This window comes from Arthrobacter sp. FW305-BF8, assembly GCF_021789315.1.
In the GTDB taxonomy this organism is placed as follows: Bacteria; Actinomycetota; Actinomycetes; order Actinomycetales; family Micrococcaceae; genus Arthrobacter.
Window position 1 is genome coordinate 520,820 of record NZ_CP084561.1, and the last position, 18,742, is coordinate 539,561.

At 65.9% G+C, this 18,742-nt stretch carries 16 protein-coding genes; 6 read left to right on the plus strand and 10 right to left on the minus strand.

What is annotated here, in order from left to right; genetic code table 11:
• Positions 1–37: 37 nt before the first annotated feature.
• Positions 38–1,684 carry an MFS transporter gene (locus LFT45_RS02370; RefSeq protein ID WP_236806342.1) on the minus strand — a complete coding sequence of 549 codons (1,647 nt, stop codon included), beginning with the start codon at positions 1,682–1,684 and terminating at the stop codon, positions 38–40.
• A gap of 459 nt (positions 1,685–2,143) precedes the next feature.
• Between LFT45_RS02370 and LFT45_RS02375 the strand changes: the two genes are divergently transcribed.
• Positions 2,144–2,650: a DUF2231 domain-containing protein gene (locus LFT45_RS02375; RefSeq protein ID WP_236806343.1), complete on the plus strand. Its 507-nt coding sequence runs from the start codon at positions 2,144–2,146 to the stop codon at positions 2,648–2,650.
• A gap of 276 nt (positions 2,651–2,926) precedes the next feature.
• Positions 2,927–3,187 (plus strand): hypothetical protein, encoded by a 261-nt coding sequence (locus LFT45_RS02380; protein WP_236806344.1) that lies wholly within the window; start codon positions 2,927–2,929, stop codon positions 3,185–3,187.
• Between the two features lie 59 nt (positions 3,188–3,246).
• On the opposite strand, the gene LFT45_RS02385 is transcribed toward LFT45_RS02380, so the two are convergent.
• Positions 3,247–5,823 (minus strand): ATP-dependent DNA ligase, encoded by a 2,577-nt coding sequence (locus LFT45_RS02385; RefSeq protein ID WP_236806345.1) that lies wholly within the window; start codon positions 5,821–5,823, stop codon positions 3,247–3,249.
• 40 nt (positions 5,824–5,863) lie between these two features.
• Here LFT45_RS02385 and ku point away from each other — a divergent pair, with 40 nt between their 5' ends.
• Positions 5,864–6,997: a non-homologous end joining protein Ku gene (ku, locus tag LFT45_RS02390; protein WP_236806346.1), complete on the plus strand. Its 1,134-nt coding sequence runs from the start codon at positions 5,864–5,866 to the stop codon at positions 6,995–6,997.
• Between the two features lie 40 nt (positions 6,998–7,037).
• Here ku and LFT45_RS02395 read toward each other — a convergent pair whose 3' ends face one another.
• The 7 genes from LFT45_RS02395 to LFT45_RS02425 all read right to left on the minus strand — a co-directional run bounded on the left by LFT45_RS02395 (position 7,038) and on the right by LFT45_RS02425 (position 12,717).
• Positions 7,038–7,304: a DUF7218 family protein gene (locus LFT45_RS02395; RefSeq protein ID WP_236806347.1), complete on the minus strand. Its 267-nt coding sequence runs from the start codon at positions 7,302–7,304 to the stop codon at positions 7,038–7,040.
• 2 nt (positions 7,305–7,306) lie between these two features.
• On the minus strand, positions 7,307–7,780 hold the full coding sequence (locus LFT45_RS02400; protein WP_236806348.1) for an SRPBCC family protein: 474 nt from the start codon (positions 7,778–7,780) through the stop codon (positions 7,307–7,309).
• A 258-nt stretch (positions 7,781–8,038) separates the two neighbouring features.
• Positions 8,039–8,317, minus strand: coding sequence for an HPr family phosphocarrier protein (locus tag LFT45_RS02405; protein ID WP_102972873.1), 279 nt, complete (start codon positions 8,315–8,317; stop codon positions 8,039–8,041).
• 52 nt (positions 8,318–8,369) lie between these two features.
• Positions 8,370–10,409, minus strand: coding sequence for a PTS fructose transporter subunit IIABC (locus LFT45_RS02410; RefSeq protein ID WP_236806349.1), 2,040 nt, complete (start codon positions 10,407–10,409; stop codon positions 8,370–8,372).
• 2 nt (positions 10,410–10,411) lie between these two features.
• Positions 10,412–11,416 carry a 1-phosphofructokinase family hexose kinase gene (locus LFT45_RS02415; RefSeq protein ID WP_236806350.1) on the minus strand — a complete coding sequence of 335 codons (1,005 nt, stop codon included), beginning with the start codon at positions 11,414–11,416 and terminating at the stop codon, positions 10,412–10,414.
• On the minus strand, positions 11,413–12,219 hold the full coding sequence (locus tag LFT45_RS02420; protein WP_236806351.1) for a DeoR/GlpR family DNA-binding transcription regulator: 807 nt from the start codon (positions 12,217–12,219) through the stop codon (positions 11,413–11,415). The genes LFT45_RS02415 and LFT45_RS02420 overlap by 4 nt, the downstream gene beginning before the upstream one ends.
• A gap of 240 nt (positions 12,220–12,459) precedes the next feature.
• Positions 12,460–12,717 carry a DUF6458 family protein gene (locus tag LFT45_RS02425; protein ID WP_236806352.1) on the minus strand — a complete coding sequence of 86 codons (258 nt, stop codon included), beginning with the start codon at positions 12,715–12,717 and terminating at the stop codon, positions 12,460–12,462.
• A gap of 171 nt (positions 12,718–12,888) precedes the next feature.
• Here LFT45_RS02425 and LFT45_RS02430 point away from each other — a divergent pair, with 171 nt between their 5' ends.
• The 3 genes from LFT45_RS02430 to LFT45_RS02440 all read left to right on the plus strand — a co-directional run bounded on the left by LFT45_RS02430 (position 12,889) and on the right by LFT45_RS02440 (position 17,338).
• A complete protein-coding gene (locus LFT45_RS02430) occupies positions 12,889–13,506 on the plus strand; it encodes an alpha/beta hydrolase (RefSeq protein ID WP_236806353.1) in 618 nt (205 codons plus the stop codon).
• Between the two features lie 628 nt (positions 13,507–14,134).
• Complete coding sequence (locus LFT45_RS02435; RefSeq protein ID WP_236806354.1) at positions 14,135–14,881, plus strand: HAD family hydrolase; 747 nt, start codon at positions 14,135–14,137, stop codon at positions 14,879–14,881.
• Positions 14,882–14,968: 87 nt separating this feature from the next.
• Positions 14,969–17,338 (plus strand): glycoside hydrolase family 65 protein, encoded by a 2,370-nt coding sequence (locus LFT45_RS02440; RefSeq protein WP_236806355.1) that lies wholly within the window; start codon positions 14,969–14,971, stop codon positions 17,336–17,338.
• A gap of 36 nt (positions 17,339–17,374) precedes the next feature.
• On the opposite strand, the gene LFT45_RS02445 is transcribed toward LFT45_RS02440, so the two are convergent.
• Positions 17,375–18,706 (minus strand): MFS transporter, encoded by a 1,332-nt coding sequence (locus LFT45_RS02445; protein WP_236806356.1) that lies wholly within the window; start codon positions 18,704–18,706, stop codon positions 17,375–17,377.
• Between the last annotated feature and the right edge of the window lie 36 nt (positions 18,707–18,742).

The window sequence follows — 18,742 nt, forward strand, 5'->3', positions numbered from 1 at the left end:
TAGCCGCAGCAGGCTGTGCCAGCAGGTTTCGCCAGCATCAGGAGCGGGCGGGCACCTTTTTCAGTTCGTCGTCAACGTTCAGTTCGTCGTCGAGATCCTTATCCAGTGCACTTTCCTTTTCCAGGGCACTGTTCAGTTCATCAACGGTCTCGAACGGCAGTTCGTCGAGGTTGATCAGCGGGTTCTCGTCCTGGGTGGCCACCAGTTCACGGGCCTCGGCCTGGGTGTCCACGCTGGGCATGGAGCCGGGCAGCGGGCGCTGGGCGGATTCCTTGAGGAAGTAGATGGCCACGGCACCAACAGCCGAGGTGGCCATCAGGTAGTAGGCAGGCATCATGTCGTTGCCGGTGGCGTTGATGAGGGCATCCACAATGAACGGCGTGGTGCCGCCGAAGATCGCCACGGCGAAGTTGTAGGCAATGCCCATGGCACCGTAGCGGCTGGCCGTGGGGAACTGCGCCGGCAGCGCCGAGGCGAGGTTCGCAACGTAGAAGGTCACGGGGAACGCGATCAGCGACAGGCCGGCGAGCGTGGACCAGATGCTGCCGATGCCGATCAGGGCGAAGGCCGGGGCAGCCAGGACCACGGTGCTGACGGCGCCGATCCAGAGCACAGGACGGCGGCCGATGCGGTCGGAAAGCTTGCCCGTCAGCGGAATGCAAAGGCTCATGACCACGAGTACCGGGATCGTGAGCAGCGTGCCGTGGACAGGGTCATAGCCCTTGGACTCGGTGAGGTACGTAGGCATGTAGGACGTCAGCGCGTAGCCGGCCGTGTTTGCCGCAGCCACGAGGATCATGGCAATGATGATCGAGCGCCAGTAGGCCTTGACGATGCCCACAGGACCCTTTGCCGCAGCCTCATCACCGGCCGCCGCGTCCTTTGCGAGCTCCTCCTGGGCGTCCAGGGTGGCCTGGAACTGCGGGGACTCCTCAATCTTGCTTCGGAAGTACACGGCGATCAGGCCCAGGGGACCGGCGATCAGGAACGGCAGGCGCCAGCCCCAGTCTTCCATGGCGGCCTGGCCCAGCGTCAGCTGCAGCACGGACACCAGCGCGGCGCCCAGGGCGAAGCCGAGGTAGCTGCCCATGTCCAGGAAGCTGGCGAAGAAGCCGCGCCGCTTGTCCGGCGAGTACTCGCTCACAAAGGTGGTGGCACCGGCGTATTCGCCCCCGGTGGAGAAGCCCTGCACGAGTTTGAGGACCACCAGGAGGGCGGCTGCCCACATGCCGATCTGCGCGTAACCGGGCAGCAGGCCGACGGCGAAGGTGCTCGCCGCCATCAGCATCAGCGTGGCCGCGAGGACCTTCTGGCGGCCGATCTTGTCGCCGAGCCAGCCGAAGACGACGCCACCCAGTGGGCGGGCAATGAAGGTGGCAGCGAACGTGCCCAGGAGGAACAGCGTCTGCACGCTCTTGTCGGCTTCCGGCAGGAACACCGGACCCATGGTGGTGATGAGGTAGCCGAAGACGCCGACGTCGTACCACTCCATAGTGTTGCCCACGATGGTGCCGCCGAGGGCCTTCTTGAGCATGGGCTGGTCTACGACGTTCACGTCGGATACCTTGAGCCGGCGCCGCGCGAGCAGCTTTGGTTTCTTCGCACTCTGGGGTGCGGCCTGGTCAGTTCCGCTGGCGTTCCTGGCGCCTGCTGAAGAGTCGGTCGTGCTTCGGTCTGTGGGCATTTGGGCAACTCCTGTGGAGGTCATTTGCTTGCGACTTATAGCTGCCCCGCTCCGGGCAGGCCTTCAATTTTACGTGATTTCCATGGATTTCGAGACTTCGGTGCCGTATGATCACCCCGTTTTGGGGTCCAACCGGGCTGAAATCAGATTTATTTTGGCCGATCTGGGCCCGCTATGCTGCGGATTTTCCGCGACCCGGGCGATCGTTATCAAAAGTTTTTCTGGAACGGGGCTCTTCGGGCCGGATTCCGCTCCTAATCCGGCCTTCCAGGCGCCTCGATTCTGGCCGCTGGCGGGGTGTACACGGCGGCGGAGGGGCGGGGATTGAACCGAACAGCGGCGCTACTCGTCTGATTGGTTAGGTCCAGGTTCAGGGCCCGGGACGGTGGACCGGGAGGCCGGGACTGAGCGTTCATAACTTCCATACGGTTTATATGACTTCCAGACAGGGTGTTCGCCATGGACTACGAGATCAGCGGTTTGCCGATGCATGTATTGCTCGTTCACGCCACGGTGGTCTTCGTTCCGTTGGCGGCCCTTTGCACGCTGCTCAGCCTTCTCTGGCCCGCCGCCCGACGGCGTTTGGGGATCGTCACGCCGCTGGTCGCCCTGTTGGCGCTTGTCCTGGTGCCGCTCACGGCGGCGGCCGGAGCCTGGCTGCTGGACAGGGTGGATTCCACCCCACGGATCAGTGACCACATGCAGCTTGCCGGGATGCTCCTGCCGTGGGTGGTAGGTGTGTTCCTTGTGGCCCTCGCCCAGTGGCTGTGGTTCCGCTACGGCGCCACACAGGCAGAGGGGATGAGCCGGCGCATGGGCGCCACCGGATCCCGCATCGCGGGGATTGTCGCCGTCGTTGTCGCCGTGGTGCTCTGCGGCGGTGCGGTAGCCGCCGTGGCGATCATCGGGGAATCAGGGTCCAGGGCGGTTTGGGAAGGATCCTTCCGGACCGGGGCCGAGGACTAAGAAAGATCTCTTCCCGGGCGGAATGTTTCTGCCTAAGGTGGACCCATGGGAACACTGATCTTTGAGTAATGGACGCGCCATGGCGGCCGCAGTTCGCTGTTGACCAGTACACTGTTGGCCGCCTTGCCCGGCATTCACCGCCGCAACCAACTCCGCCTGTTCTGTTCTGCCTTCGCAATGCCTCTTCGCTGAAGCAGGGCTTACTAGCTGTCCGGTAGGCGGATTCACGGATCCAATATGGGGAACACTTCATTTCATCGCGGAAAGGAAGAACAAATGGCCGACTCCTACAACGGAAGCAGCATCAAGCCGGATGTCGCTGCGCATCTGGCGGAATCGATGGAAAGGCCCGCGCTGCCCACTCCCGAGACCCTGGCCGTGACCGCGGCCATGGGCGGGGCAATGCAGTGGCCGGATGGCAACGGCAAACGGCGCCACCCCAAGGAACACGGCGCAAGCCCCGGACGCGCGGGACAGGGCGCCGCTGTGACGGCAATCCACCGGACCGGCCGCCCGCAGATGCCTCACTCGTCCTGACCAACTGACAATACGAAACAGCCTGGCGACACACTTTATTCGGGTGACGCCAGGCTGTTTCATTCCAGCACCACTTCCGCCGGTTCCTTGTCCAGCCGCCAGCCGCGCCATACCGGGTGGCGAAGCTTGCCGCTCCCGGTCCACTCACCGAAGGTCACCTCACCCACCAGGGCGGGGTTCACCCAGCGCGCGTCCGCCGCGTCCGCCGACGGAACATCATCGAATGGCGACGTCTTCTGCGCCAGCCCCTCCATCTTTTTCCGCAGCTCCTCCAGTTCACGCATGCTGAAGCCACTTCCCACGCGGCCCACATACCGCAGCGTCTTGCCCTCAGGAATGCCCACCAGCAGGGACCCCACAGTGTTGGACCGGTCGCCCTTGCCCGGACGCCAGCCGCCCACCACCACTTCCTGCGTCTGTTCGATCTTGAGCTTGATCCACGTGTGGGTTCGTTGCCCGCTCACATAGCGGCTGTCCGCGCGCTTGGCCATCACGCCTTCCAAGCCCAGCTCGCGGGCGCTTTCCAGGATGTGCTCCACCTTCTCGTCGAGGGTCTCCGACAGTTCCACCGGGCACCTGCCAGGTTCGAAGAAGGCGGCGAGACGATCCCGGCGCTTCCTCAGGGGCAGCCTTCGCAGGTCATCGCCGTCGTCGGCCAGGAGGTCGAAGAGCATCATCCGCACCGGGATGGTGGTGCGCGCCCGTTTCACGTCGCCCGGCCTGGTCAGCTTCATTCTTCCCTGCAGGAGCCCGAAGTCGGGCCGACCGGAAGGCCCGACGGCGAAGATCTCGCCGTCCGCGATGAAGTCCTGCGGGGGCCAGCAGCTCCTGTCCGTGAATTCGGGATAGCTGGCCGACATGTCGTTGCCGTTCCGGCTCAGGAGCCTGATTCGATCGCCGTCCGCCACCACGAGCGCACGGATTCCGTCCCACTTCAGTTCGAAGAGCCACTCGCTGCCGTGCAGGTCAGCCGGGGTGCCGGCCGAGGCGAGCATGGGGACCGGATCCTCCTGGAGGGTGTCATCTCGGGGAGCTGCCCGCCTCGAAGCGGCCGTGCGGGCGGGGCTCGCTGGTTCTCTGGCGGCAGGCGGTTCCTTGGGGCTCACCGCCGCTTTGGTGCCGACTGGCTTTTTCCGTTTTCCCGGACCCCGGTCCATCAGATGGATGAGCCATTGTGACTCCTCGCCGTGGCCCTTCCCGGTATGGATCAGGGCGAACGTCCTGGTGCCGCCAAGCCCGCCGCCCTCGCGGCCCGTGAGTGTGGCAATGACTTCTTTGCCGTTGACCCATTTTTCGAGCTCGTATACACCTTTGTCCCAGATGCTGACGCTGCCCGCCCCGTACTCGCCCTTGGGGATGTCGCCCTCAAAATCGGCGTAGTCCATGGGGTGGTCTTCGGTCTGTACCGCCAGGTGGTTCTTGTCCCCTGATTCCGGCACGCCCTTCGGAAGTGCCCAGGAGACAAGTACGCCCTCGTGTTCCAACCGGAAGTCGTAGTGGAGCCGGCTGGCATGGTGTTCCTGGATGACGAAGATCTCCTTGCCCGCCTGCGCCGCAACGCCGTTGGCCTTTGCCGCGTGGTGCTCTTCCGCGGTGAACGGCTCCGGTGTCTTGCCCTGGTCGCGCAGAAAGCGGTACTTGTTCAGCCGGGCATCCGCATGCCCGCCGCCGTTCGCCTCTGCTGTTTTCGGAGGTGCGGGGGCGGCGTGGCTGGTGTCCGCGTGGCCGGCGGCGCCTGGGTGCCCGGAGGCCGAACTGACCGGGGCGAAGGGATCCTTGCCGGCCGCCACCCGGCGCATGACCTCCTGATAGTCCAGGTGTTTCAGCGACGGCGAACTCAACTCCCGCCAGGTCCGCGGAGCCGCCACAGTGGGGTGCAGGCGGCCGCGGAGCGAATACGGAACGATGGTGGTCTTCGCTGCGTTGTTCTGGCTCCAGTCCACCAGGACCTTTCCCGTCCTGAGGGTCTTCTTCATGTCGCTGACCGCCAGGTCCGGATGGTCGGCCTCCAGGGCACGGGCCAGTTCACGGGCGAAGGCGGAGACCTCATCGGAGGTTTGTGTACCGTCCAGGACGGCGTACAGATGGATCCCCTTGCTGCCGCTGGTGACCGGAAGGGGATCAAGCCCCACGTCCTGCAGGATGGTCCGCGCCAGCTTGGCCACCTCCACGCATTCGGGCAGTCCCGCCCCTTCCCCGGGATCGAGGTCCAGGACCAGCCGGTCGGGAGGCAGGGCGCTGCCGTGGGAGTCCACCGTCCACTGCGGCACGTGGATCTCCAGCGAGGCGATCTGCGCCAGCCAGGTGAGGGTGGCCGGATCGTTGACCAGCGGATAGTAGTTGGTGTTGGTCTTGTGCGTGATGGCGGCGCGGGGCACCCAGCCCGGGGCCGAGTCGTCCAGGTTCTTCTGGAAAAACATCTCGCCGGGCTGGGTTTCGGTTCCCACCCCGTGCACCCACCTCTTGCGGGTTGCCGGTCGGTTCCTGGCAGCCGGGATCAGCACCGGGGCCACAGCGGCGTAATAGGCGATCACGTCCGCCTTGGTGGTGCCGGTGGCGGGATACATCACCTTGTCCAGGTTGGTGAGGGTCAGTTCTCGGCCGCCGACCCGCACGCGTTCCTTACCTCCGGCCATGGGGCTTCACCTCCGGCCCTGTGTGCTGTTGACTAGTCCCATGAGAGCCATCTGGAAAGGCGCCATCGCGTTCGGGCTGGTCAACGTCCCGGTGAAGGTCTACAGCGCCACCGAGGACCATGACATCAGCCTCCATCAGGTGCACAACGCCGATGGCGGCCGGATCCGCTACCAGCGCCGCTGTGAGGTCTGCAGCGAGGTGGTTGACTACTCCGACATCGAGAAGGCTTACGAGGACGACGGCCGGACAGTGATCCTCACCAAGGAGGAGCTCAAGGCCATTCCCGCAGAGAACAGCCACGAGATCGAAGTGGTGCAGTTCGTGCCCTCGGACCAGCTTGACCCGATCATGTTCGAGAAGAGCTATTACCTGGAGCCGGACTCCAAGTCGCCCAAGGCCTACATGCTGCTGCGCAGGGCACTGGAGGATACGGAGCGCGTGGCCGTGGTGCAGTTCGCACTGCGGGACAAGACCCGGCTGGGTGCCTTGCGGATTCGCGACGACGTCCTGATGCTCCAGGCCCTGCTGTGGGCCGACGAAGTCCGCGAGGCAGCGTTCCCCGCCCTGGACGCATCCATCCGCATCTCGGCGCAGGAACGTGAGATGTCCGCCGCGCTGGTGGAGTCCATGGCCTCGGACTTCGAACCCGAGCAGTTCACCGACGACTACCAGGCACAGCTTCGTCAGCTCATCGAGGCGAAGCTGGAAAAGGGCGACGCGCTGGACACGGAAGAGACGTTCGGTGCCGAGGCCGAGGGTGGCAACGGCGAAGTGATCGACCTGATGGAAGCCCTGAAGCGCAGCCTCGACAAGAAGCGCGGGGGAGGGGCGGCCGCGCAAGAGTCGAGTGAGGACGAGTCGGCTGACGACGAGCCGGCCAAACCGGCCAAGCGCAGCAGCCGGAGCAGCGCCGCCAAAAAGGACACTGAGGATTCCGACGCCGAAACAGCCAAGAGCGCTCCTGCCAGGAAGGCTGCTGCAACCGCCCGGAACAAGACCGCCGGCGCTGCCAAGACGAGTGCTGCTTCCAAAACCGGCAGCGCGTCCAAGACCGGTACGGCGTCGAAGACAAGCACTGCGTCGAAGACCGGCACTGCGTCCAAGACGGGCACTGCGTCGAAGACCGGTACCGCTGCCAAGTCCACCGCCAAGACCGTGCGGAAGGGCGCCTGAAGCGGCGGGTGCCCCGCCGCGCGGCTGCACGTGCACCCGCTTAGGAATTCCTGAGCGCGGAGATGAGTTCGCTCTTTTTCTTGCCTGAATACCCTTTCAGGCCGACTTCCTTGGCTTTGGCCTTGAGCTTATCCACGGTCCAGTCCTCATAGTCGCCGGACTTGCCGCCCTTCCGGCCCACTTCGGAGCGTCCCTTATTGGCTGCCGCGTTGGAGACGCGCGCCGCCTTCTGTTTCGATGCACCCTCGTCGCGGAGCTCTTCGTAGAGCTTGGGATCTTTCAGGCTGGGATTCTTCTTCTCTGGCATGGCTACCTCCCACTGTCCACTTCGCCCCGGGCCACAGCGGCACGCCAGGCGCCCGTCTCGATCCCCCGGGTTTCGATGAACTCCTTGAACCGCGCCAGGTCGGAGGACACCTGCTGTTCATCAACGTGGGCGGCGGCCCCGGCCCTCTCCAGCAGGCTCTCCGGCTCCCATTCGAGTTCCACGTTCACCCGGCAGAGGTTCTCGTCCAGGCTCTCGAAGGTGACCCGGCCGGCGTTGCGGGGCTTGTCCTTGCTGACCCAGGCGATGCACCGGTCCGGCGTCTGTTCCAGGATCTGCGCATCGTATTCGCGCTTGACGCCCGCCACGCTGGTGCGGAAATGGAGCGAGGTTTCGTCGATCTGCTCGACGGACTCGACCCCCTTCATGAAGCGCGGGAACGATTCGAACTGTGTCCACTGGTTGTAGGCGGTGCTGACTGGTACCTCGACGTCCACGCTTTCCTGCAAGGTTTCCACTCTGTCATCCTCCCTCAGCCCGGCAGTTCCGCCGGTCTTTCAATGGCTGGCCACAGTTCCAAGCTAGTAGGGCGCAGAATCAAAAACAAGAAATTACTAAGGTTGCTTAGTTAGTCGGAATAGCCCGCTGATCAGGCCCGATGTCCCCCCCCCGGTCGCTCACAGGAGCAAAATCCATTCGGAAACGGCTACGGCCGGCCTCCGCCGGCCGTCCCCTGAGGGGACTGCGGCGGAAACCGGCCGTAAAGCGCGCGGTGCCTATTCGGCGTCGTGGTCCGTTTCCAGGATCTGGACCAGGCGCTCGAGGGCTGCGTCGGCGCCGTCACCCTCGGCCCGGAGCACCACAACATCGCCGTGCGATGCGCCAAGGCTCATGAGGGAAAGGATGCTGGCGGCGTCCATGGCCTCGTCGGCGGGCTCCCCTTCGCGGGCGATGGTGATGTCGAGGTCAAACTCGCCCGCGGCCTCGGCGAAGATCGCGGCGGGGCGGGCGTGCAGGCCTACGCGGCTGGCGACGGTTGCGTTACGTTCGGACATTTCTGCTCCTTGCAATTGCAGTGCGGGTTGGAATGCTGAAGGACAGCGGGGGTCAGACAGTTACAGGGACGGACTCCACCGTATCAACGGCCTTGCGGGCAGCCCAGCGTTTGAGGGCGACCACGATGACCGCCGTGATTACTGTTCCGGCCAGGATGGACACGATGAACATCAGCACGTTGCCGATGGCGAAGAACACGAAGATGCCGCCGTGGGGTGCCTGGGACGTGACGCCGAAGGCCATGGCGAGAGCACCGGTGACTGCGCCGCCCACCATGCTGGCGGGGATGACGCGGAGGGGGTCTGCCGCTGCGAACGGAATGGCACCCTCAGAGATGAAGGAGGCACCCAGCAGCCAGGCCGCCTTGCCGTTTTCGCGCTCGGCCAGGCTGAAGACCTTCTTGTCCAGGACGGTGGCAAGGGCCATGGCCAGCGGCGGCACCATGCCGGCGGCCATCACGGTGGCCATGATCTGCCAGGGGGCCTGGTTGGTGGCGCTGCCGGCGCTCAGGCCGGCAACCGCGAAGGCATAGGCCACTTTGTTAACCGGGCCGCCGAGGTCAAAGCACATCATGAGGCCGAGGATGATTCCGAGGACAACGGCGGAGGCGCCGGTCATGCCTGAGAGCCAGGCGTTAAGTCCGGCGGTGAGGCCAGCGATCGGGCCGCCCAGCACCATGAACATGAGGCCGGAAGCGACAATGGACGCAAGAAGGGGAATGATGACGACGGGCATCAGGCCACGGAGCCAGCGCGGCACTGCCCATGTTCCGATCAGGTGGGCGATGTAGCCGGCGAGGAGGCCGCCGACGATGCCGCCGAGGAAGCCCGCACCCATGAATCCGGCCACGGCACCGGAAACGAAGCCCGGCGCGATGCCCGGGCGGTCAGCTATCGCGTAGGCGATGTAACCCGCCAGTGCCGGTACCAGGAAGCCCATGGACAGGGCTCCGATCTTGAACATCACGGCGCCCAGGTAGATGGCGAGGCCGCCTTCGGGAAGGTTGCCGAAGTTGTTCTCAACAACAACCTTGTCGGCGACTCCGGTGATGTCGTACCCGCCGAGCAGGAAGCCCAGCGCGATCAGCAGGCCGCCGCCGGCCACGAACGGGATCATGTAGCTGACGCCGGTGAGCAGTGCCCTCTTCAGCTTCTGGCCGATGTGCTCGCCCTTTTCGGCGGCTTCCTTTTCGGCCTGCTCCTCGGCGCCAAAGTGCGGAACGCGGCGGGCGTGCGGGTTGTCCGCAGCGTCCAGTGCTTCCTGGACCATCTTGGCGGGCTCGTCGATGCCGCGCTTGACCGGTGCGTTGATGACCGGCTTGCCGGCGAAGCGCTCCTTGCCACGAACGTCCACGTCGACGGCGAAGATCACGGCGTCAGCAGCGGCGATGACTGCGGGGTCCAGCGGCTTGGCACCCGAGGAGCCCTGCGTTTCGACCTGCAGGTCCACGCCCGCTTCCTTGGCTGCTGCCACGAGGGAGTCAGCGGCCATGTAGGTGTGCGCGATGCCGGTGGGGCAGGCGGTTACGGCGACGAGGCGCCGCGGTCCGCCGGATACGCCGCCGCCGGCAGCAGCGCCGGCCGCCGTGGAGGTGGAAGCCGTAGCAGTTGCCGTTTCCGGTGCGGCAGCGGCAGCAGGCTTATCCGCCAGTGCATTGTCCACGAGCTCCACGATTTCTTCCCGGGAGGTGGCTGCGCGCAGCGAACCGGTGAAGTCCTTCTTGATGAGCGAGCGGGCGAGCTTGGACAGCAGCTTCAGGTGCTCCTGGTCAGCGCCGGCCGGTGCAGCGATGAAGAAGATGAGGTCGGCGGGGCCGTCCTTGGCGCCGAAGTCGACGGGCTGGGACAGCCGTGCCATGGCAAGGGTGGGTTCGGTCACGGCGGCCGAGCGGCAGTGCGGGATGGCGATGCCGCCGGGCACGCCGGTGGCCGTCTTCTGCTCGCGGGCGAAGGCATCGGTGAAGAGGCCTTCAACTTCGCTCGCACGTCCGTTGGCGGCAACACGGCCGGCCAGGTGCCGGATCACGTCCTCGGGCGAATTGCCCAGGTTCTGGTCAAGCTCGACCAGGTCCGCGGTGATGAGCTGAGTCACTGTCAATCCTTCCGGAGGGCCGTGATGGTTACGGCGTCGGGGGTTGTTTGGTGGACTGCCGGAACGGTGGAGCCCGGCAGGGAAGCGGCGGCGGCGCCATGCGCCACAGCCTGGCGGAGGCAGTCAGCCGGGGCGGCGCCCTGGCTGGCGGCCAGCAGGTAGCCGGCCAGCGACGAGTCACCCGCGCCGACCGTACTGACTGCGGTGACCGGCGGGTGCGTGGCCAGCCACGCGCCGTCGGCCGTCACGAGGACAGCGCCCTTTGAACCGAGCGTTGCCAACACGGCCCCCACACCGGAACGCACGACGGCGGCAGCTGCCGCGGCGGCAGCGTACGGATCCGCTTCGAGTTCCTCAGCCGTGCTTGCCGAGGAAAAACCTGCTGCTGCGGCCAGTTCCGCCAGCTCCTCGGCATTGGGTTTGAGCAGGTCCGGTTTTCCGGAAACTGTTGCTGTTGCCGGTGCGTCGCCGGCGACGGCCGCTGCCAGGGGAGCACCGGAGGAGTCCACAGCAATCTTCGGAACGCCCGCCCCGGCGTCGGCATTGCGCAGCCGCCGGGTGACTGTGGCGTAGAAATCAGCGGGAACCCCGGGCGGAAGCGAACCCGCCAGGACCACCCAGCTGGCTCCGCGCGAACGTTCCAGGAGCAGGCTGATCAGCGCCTCCTGGGCGTCCTCACCGAGGACCGGGCCGGGCTCGTTGATCTTGGTGGTCACACCGCCGGGCTCGGTCAGGGCCACGTTGGTGCGCAGCGCTTCGTGGATGGCGAGCGACGCGAAAGGCACGCCTTCTTCCCGCAGGCCAGCGAGCACGGGATCGGATTCCGCGCCGGGCAGTACCGCCAGAGTCTCGAGGCCGGAGGTCACGAGGGCGCGGGACACATTGACTCCCTTGCCGCCGGACTCCTGGCGGACGGAGACTGCGCGCTGGACTTCGCCCCGCTCGAGCGGGCCGGGCAGCGCCACCGTCCGGTCCAGGCTGGGGTTGGCTGTGAGGGTGACAATCATGCGACTACCACCTCCACGCCGGCCTCGGCGAGGGCCGCTGCTAGTTCGGAGCCGGGCTTGCGGTCAGTGATCACGGTATCCAGATCTTTCAACGAGGCGAACTGGACGAGCGTTTCCGCGTCCAGCTTGGACGAATCGGCCAGGACCACGATGCGGCGTGCCGAATGGACGAAAGCAGCCTTGACTGCGGCTTCTTCGGAATCTGGAGTGCTGAGGCCGAAGCTGGCGTGGATGCCGTTGGTCCCCACGAAAGCGATGTCCGGCCGCAGCTTGCCGGCCGCTTCCACCGTGCCTTGGCCTACCGCAGCCTGCGTGAGACCGCGGACCCGGCCGCCCAAAAGCTGGAGGGCGATGCCGGGGGTGCTGGCAAGCTTGGCGGCGATGGGAACGGCGTGGGTGATGACCAGGAGCTCCTGGGCGGGATCGGCCGGCTTGGCCGGACTTGCCGCGCCGCGGCGGGCGAGGAGGTCAGCGAGGACTTCGGTGGTGGAACCGGCGTCCAGGAGGATGCTGCTCGAGGGCCCCTTTGGGAGGAAGTCGAGCGCGGCCTCGGCGATGCGCAGCTTCTGCGCCTGCCGCTGGATGGTTCGCTCGAGGATGCTCTCCTCCGTGGTGCTGAAGCGGTCTGCGGAGACGGCGCCACCGTGGACTCGGCGCACCGTGCCGGCCGATTCCAGGGCAGCCAGGTCCCGGCGGACGGTTTCGGTGGTGATGCGGAAGCGCTCCGCGAGGTCGGTCACGCTGGCGCGGCCGCTGGCAGCAACAAGCCCGGCGATCTGCTGCTGGCGCTCCTCGGCAAACACATACCCTCCAGTGCGTACTGACTGCCCTGCATTTCCCGCAGCGCGTCTTTCCTGCATCCGTTGATTGCTTGGATCTGATCCGTGACCGCTGTCACAGATCTGCAAGTACTTGACTTTATCTTCGTTCATGTTGGTTTGTCAACGAAAACCACAGAAAACCAAAAGCGCCGGACCCGACCCGAAGGTCCGGTCCGGCGCTGCCTGGTGCGTCCACTGCTGTCCGTTCGTTTCCGCGCGGCGCTACAGGCCGTTGTCGCGGCTTTCGTTCCTGGTGATTCTCTCGCCCGTGTTGGGGTCCACCACTGAGCGTGTCTCACTGACGCGGCGGCTCCTGCCGGGGGAAGCAATGACCAGCGAGGCGATGAGGCCGATGACGCCGACGGCCATCAGGATGTAGCCGATCAGTGTCAGATCCACATTGGGGATAAGGCCCGGCGTGATGGCCCAGGCGAGGATGGCGCCGAGGGCAATAAGGAAGATGGAGGAACCGATTCTCATGACTTGCTCCTTGCGTTCGCGGACTCCTCGCAACCTTGGTTCGTGCGGTTGGCGGGCCTCATTTGCTAAGCATGCTGTCAAGCGTCAGGCTACATCCCGGTAAGTCCGGTTTCAATCAATCCGCAGGTCAGCGGCGGGCGGGCTTTCCGGGGGACTCGGTAGGCTGATCGGATGGAGACGGTTGTATGGTCGAAGCCGGAAGAGGAGCGTGCCGGCACCCCGCTGCTGGTAATGATGCACGGCTACGGCACCGACGAATCCCGGATGGTCAATCTCTTCGACTATCTGCCCAGGGAATTCACCTGCGCCGCGCTGCGGGCGCCCATGCCGATCGCGAACGGCTACGGCTGGTTCCTGCTGGACTATTTCCTGACCAACGATTTTGCCGACGTCATCGCGGCCGCCAATTCCGTGTTCTCCTGGATCGACTCAGCCAGGCGACACCACACTAGTGTGAGCCTGCTGGGCTATTCCCAGGGGATGGCCATGGCGAGCACGCTCCTGCGCCTGCGGCCACGGGATTTTCCGGCGGTGGTGGGACTTTCCGGGTTCGTCCTGGACAACGACCTGCTGGCGCTCAGCGAGTCTTTTGATGAGCGGCCCCCATTCTTCTGGGGGAGGGATAAGGCGGACCTCGTGATCAACGGGGACGCAACGGCCTTCACGGAGGAATGGCTGAACACGCACACCCGGCTCACGGCACGCACTTATCCCGGCATGGGCCACGCCATGTCTAAAGCGGAGATGGTGGATGTCAGTGCGTTCCTGCGGCATTACGTCCTGGGTTGAGTCTGGGCTCCGGCTAGGGAGGCTCCCCACGGAATCAGCAGCGGAAATAAAAACAGTTGCAGGTTAAATCTGTAAGCGCTTACACTCTTCTTCGGCCGGGACCCGGCCATCAGTCGTCCGCCCGGCGGTGGGCGGCTGGCAGTGCACGACCAAAGAGTGTTCGAAAGGGCAGGACCGCGCCATGCATCCTTGCGCCACCCATCCCGCGGGGACGTTCCGCTGGCTTGCCCTGAACCGCCTCCGCCCTCATCATGGACGTAGGCAAAAAATCGTGCGCCCGCGCGTGGAAGCGTTCTGCCTGGCCCGCAACACGGCGGTGCAAGTGGCGGAACCGCGCGAATTCACGCGCCGGACATAACCGGCGGTACTTAAGCAGACCGGCCGCGAAAGGCAGCGGGACGTCGCCGTTTGCGGCCAGGGCAACGCAGCCCGGTCCGCGCGAAACGCCGGCCTGTCCTTCAAACTGCAGAATCACCCGAAAACGGAACCTTCCGGGCCGGCGGCGCCCTGAATAAAAGGGTTCCGAGCGCTGGTCCTGCAGGCACACCCCTTCTGGTCACTGGCGACCACGTTCCTGGTAACCCCCAACATATTGCTGTCCCACCCCCGAAAGGACACGGAACTAAGCATGACCGAAACCCTGAATACCAGCGCTGGCAGCCGGCCGAACAGCTGGACCGGTGCCGCCGCCATCCTCTTCGACCTGGACGGCGTGCTTACGCCCACGGCCGTGGTCCACGAGCGCGCCTGGCAGGAGCTGTTCGACGGGTACCTCGAAACCGTTCCCGAAAAGGACGGGTACCGGGAGAGCGACTACTTCGACCACATTGACGGCAAGCCAAGGTTCGACGGCGTCCGGGACTTTCTGACGTCCCGCGGCATCACCCTGCCCGAGGGCCCTGCCGATGACGATCCGGAGAACATCACGGTCCAGGGCCTCGGCAACCGGAAGAACAAAATCTTCAACGACATAGTCAGCGCCGGGGTGGAGCCCTACGCGGGGTCGGTGCGTTTCCTGGAAGCCGCACTCGACCACGGACTGAAGGTCGCCGTCGTCTCCTCCTCAAGGAACGCCCCTTCGGTGCTGCGTTCGGCAGGACTGGCGGACCGGTTCCGGGTGGTCGTGGACGGCGTCGTGGCTGCTGAGGAAGGGCTGCCCGGCAAGCCGGACCCCGCAACCTACGAGTACGCCGCCCGGCTCCTGGGGCTGCCCAGTGAGCAGTGCGTCGTCGTCGAGGACGCCGTGTCCGGCGTGCAGGCGGGCAGTGCCGGCAGTTTCCATTCGGTCATCGGCGTGGACCGTGGTGCCGGGCGGCAGACGCTGCTCGACGCCGGCGCCAGCCTTGTGGTCAGCGACCTCGAGGAACTTCTCTAGTCCCGCAGCCCCAGGGCCGCAACCGGGGTACCGCCCGCCCCGACAGAACTTCCAGCACCGTTTTCGACCGTCTAAGGAACGCCTCTCATGGCACTCATCAACGCTGACCGCGTCCGCTTCCCCAATGATCCCTGGAAGCTCGTGGAAACGAGCCACGCACCCGGCGACGCCGGGACGCTCGAAACGCTTTTTGCGCTCGGCAACGGCCACCTCGGTGTCCGGGGTGCCCACTGGGCCCCGTCGGATGCCGCGCTGCCCGGCAGCTTCATCAACGGGTTCCACGAGATCTGGGACATCAAGCACGCCGAGAATGCCTTTGGTTTCGCGCGTACGGGCCAGCGCATCCTCTACATTCCGGATGCCAACAACTTCACCGTGGTCATCGACGGCGAAATGCTCAGCCTTTCCGAATCCACCGTCGTGGACTACCGCAGGTCCGTGGACTTCGCCACCGGCATCTACGAGTGCGCCATCGTGTGGCAGTGCCGTTCCGGCGCCACGGTTACCACCGTGGAGCGCCGGGCCGTGGGCTTCGAAGCGCGCGGCAGCCTGGGCATCTCCCTGGACGTTTCGGCCGACCGGGCAGTATCAGCGGACGTCACCTCGTCCGTCATCAACCGGCAGGATCAACCCGTGGAGGACCACTCCACCCATGACCCGCGCCGCGCGGGCCGGCACGCAGGCCGGGTCCTGCTGCCCCTCAGGATGGAGGGCGGGGACGGTTCGCTTCGCCTGTCGTGGGAGGCCGCGGAGTCAAAGCAGCGCGTGGGGATCGCCGTGGACCACTGGACGTCCGCCGGCCACCAGCCGTTCGACACCCTTGTGGACCAGGATGACAGCAGCGTCCGTTATGTGCTGGCGATTGCCGCCGAGGAGCCGTTCCGGCTCGAAAAGAGCGTCAGCTACGCCGTGGCCCGAGGTGCCCGGACGGGCCTGCCCGGCGCGGCCGACGCGGAAGCGGGGGAGGACCCGGCGGACGCGGCTGAAGCAGGGCTGAAGCCGGTCGGCGACGTCTTCGCCGAGAGCGAGGCGCACTACCGCAGCTACTGGGCCGACGCCGACATCCAGGTGGGCGGGCAGCCGGAACTCCAGCAGGCCATCCGCTGGAACCTCTTCCAGCTTGCGCAGGCCACCGCAAGGGCCGGCGTCGCCGGCATACCGGCCAAGGGGGTCACCGGCTCCGGCTACGACGGGCACTACTTCTGGGACCAGGAGGTTTACCTCCTGCCGTACCTGACGTACTCGAACCCCGACGGCGCGCGCCAGGTTCTGGAGTTCCGCCACGAGATGCTCCCGGACGCCAAGATCCGCGCCAAGGAGCTAAGCGTGGACGGCGCGCTTTTCCCCTGGCGCACCATTAACGGCCTGGAAGCGAGCGCGTACTACGCTGCCGGCACCGCGCAGTTCCACATCGCCGCAGCCGTTGCTTTCGCCACCAACAGGTACGTCTGGGCCAGCGGTGATTCCGAGTTCCGTGCCGGGATGGGCGCTGACCTGCTGATTGAAACCGCCCGCATGTGGGTATCGCTGGGCTTCTTCGGCAAGGACGGCGCGTTCCACATCCACGGCGTGACGGGGCCGGACGAGTACACCGCGGTGGTGAACGACAACCTCTACACGAACGTCATGGCCCGGTTTAACCTGCGGGCCGCCGCGGCGCTGGACCACCCGGCAGTGGACGACGCCGAACGGGAGCTGTGGGAGGCGGCTGCGGAGCGGATCCAGCTGCCCTTCGATGAGCACTTCCAGGTGTACTCGCAGGACAACGACTTCATGACCCTTGAGCCGTGGGACTGGACGACGCCGCGCTCCAAGTACCCGCTGCTGCTGAACTTCCATCCGCTGGTGATCTACCGCCACCAGGTGCTGAAGCAGGCGGACACGGTGCTGGCCATGTTCCTGCAGTGGCAGGAGTTCACCGCCGAGGAAAAGCGCCGGGCCTTCGATTTCTACGATCCCATCACCACGGGGGACTCCACGCTCTCGGCGTGCGTCCAGGGAATCATGGCCGCCGAGGTGGGTTACCGCAAGGCCGCTCTGGAACACTTCACGAATGCCGCGTTCATCGACCTGGACAATACGCACGGGAACACGATTGATGGTGTCCACATCGCGTCCACCGGCGGAGTGTGGAGCTCGCTGGTGTGCGGCTTCGCAGGGCTCCGTGACCAGGGGCCCGTGCCGTTCTTTGATCCGCGGCTGCCCGAGGAATGGGACACCCTGCGCTTCCGGCTGAGGCTGCAGGGCCGCCCGCTCCTGGTGGAACTCGATCAGGACGCCATCACTCTGACGGTCCTCGAGGGCGAAGCGCTGGACGTCGACGTGCGCGGGGTCCGGTTCGTGGTGGCTTCCCAGCCAATGCGCGTTCCCCTGGATCCTGTGCACGTCCCCGAGCCCTCGGTATTCCCGAGCGGGCCGCCGACCGCGAGCCTCCCGGTGGTGCGCGCACGGGAGTGACGCCGGGCCTGTGACGCGGGGCCTGTAACGCGCGAGCTAGGTGGTGGCCTCGGCTCCGGTGGGCAGGGGGCCCAGGCGGTTGAGCGGATGGGCGATTTCGTCCGCTGACATCCGGGCCACCAGCAGGGCCGCCACCGCCATGACCGGGCATACCCCGCCGGCCACCAGGAAGATGAGCCAGATCGGGAGCACGGCGGCGGCGGGGCCGGCCAGCGCCATGGACACCGGCATCAGCGCCAGGGACACAAAGAAGTCCAGGCTGGAAACCCGCCCCAGCAGGTGCGGGGGGACGCGGCGCTGCAGCAGGGTTCCCCAGATGACCATGCCCACGCTTCCGGTGGCCCCGAAAATAAAGACCGCCAGGGCGAGCAGCCAGAAGTTATCCATGAGCCCCACCGCGGCCAGTGGCAGCGTGCCCGCTCCCCAGCACACCATCATGACGGTCAGGTAGCGCCGCGGGAGCCGGACGGACGCCGTGACCAGGGAGGCTGCGGCGCTGCCCACTCCCATGACCGCCAGCAGGAATCCGAACATCCGGCTGTCGCCGCCCAACTGGTCCCGGATCACGAAGGGCAGGAGCACTTCAATGGGCCCGATCAGGAAAAGCACCGAAATGCAGGCCCAGAGCAGGGTCCAGAGGAGCCACGGCGTCCGGACCGTGTAGCTGACGCCCTCGCGGAGGTCGGAGAAGAAGGAGGTCTTGGCTGGTGCCTTCGCGGCGCCGTCCTCCGGCGCCTCCCTGTCCGCATGCTCCGAACCGTTCCCGGGCGCCTGCAGGGCGTGCTGGCCGAGGAAGTTCAGGATGACGAACGCCAACAGGTGGCACACGGCCACGCCGGTCACGGCGTGCGACGGCGACAGTGCGGCCACGACGACGCCTGCCGCAGCAGGACCCGCCGCCTGCTGAAGCGTGGGACGCAGGGTCCCTTCCATGCCGTTGGCCGCCAGCAGGTCCTCCGGCGGCAGGATCCGCGGCAGAATCGCGGAGTAGGCCGGGAAGAAAAACGCGGCCCCCACGCCAAGGATGAAGGCACCGGCCACCAGATGCCAGAGCTGAAGCCAGCCTGCCATCGCCAGCCCGCTGACGGTGGCGATTACGGCAAGATTGGTTCCCTCGACGGCGATGATCAGCAGCCGCTGCGGAACACGGTCCGCCGCGATGCCGCCGGCAAGAACGAACGCCACGAGCCCCACGCTGCCTGCGGCGGCCACGAGGGACAGTTGAAGCGGACCGCCGCCGATGTGGATGACCTGGTAGACCATGGCCACGGCCCACATGCCCGAACCGAAGATGGATACGGCCAGGGCGCCGATCAGCACACGGTATTCGCGGTGGGAAAAGGGTCGAAGCGCGCGGGGGAGGGGCACACCGCAAACTTAGGCCGAGCCTCTGCCAGGTGGAAC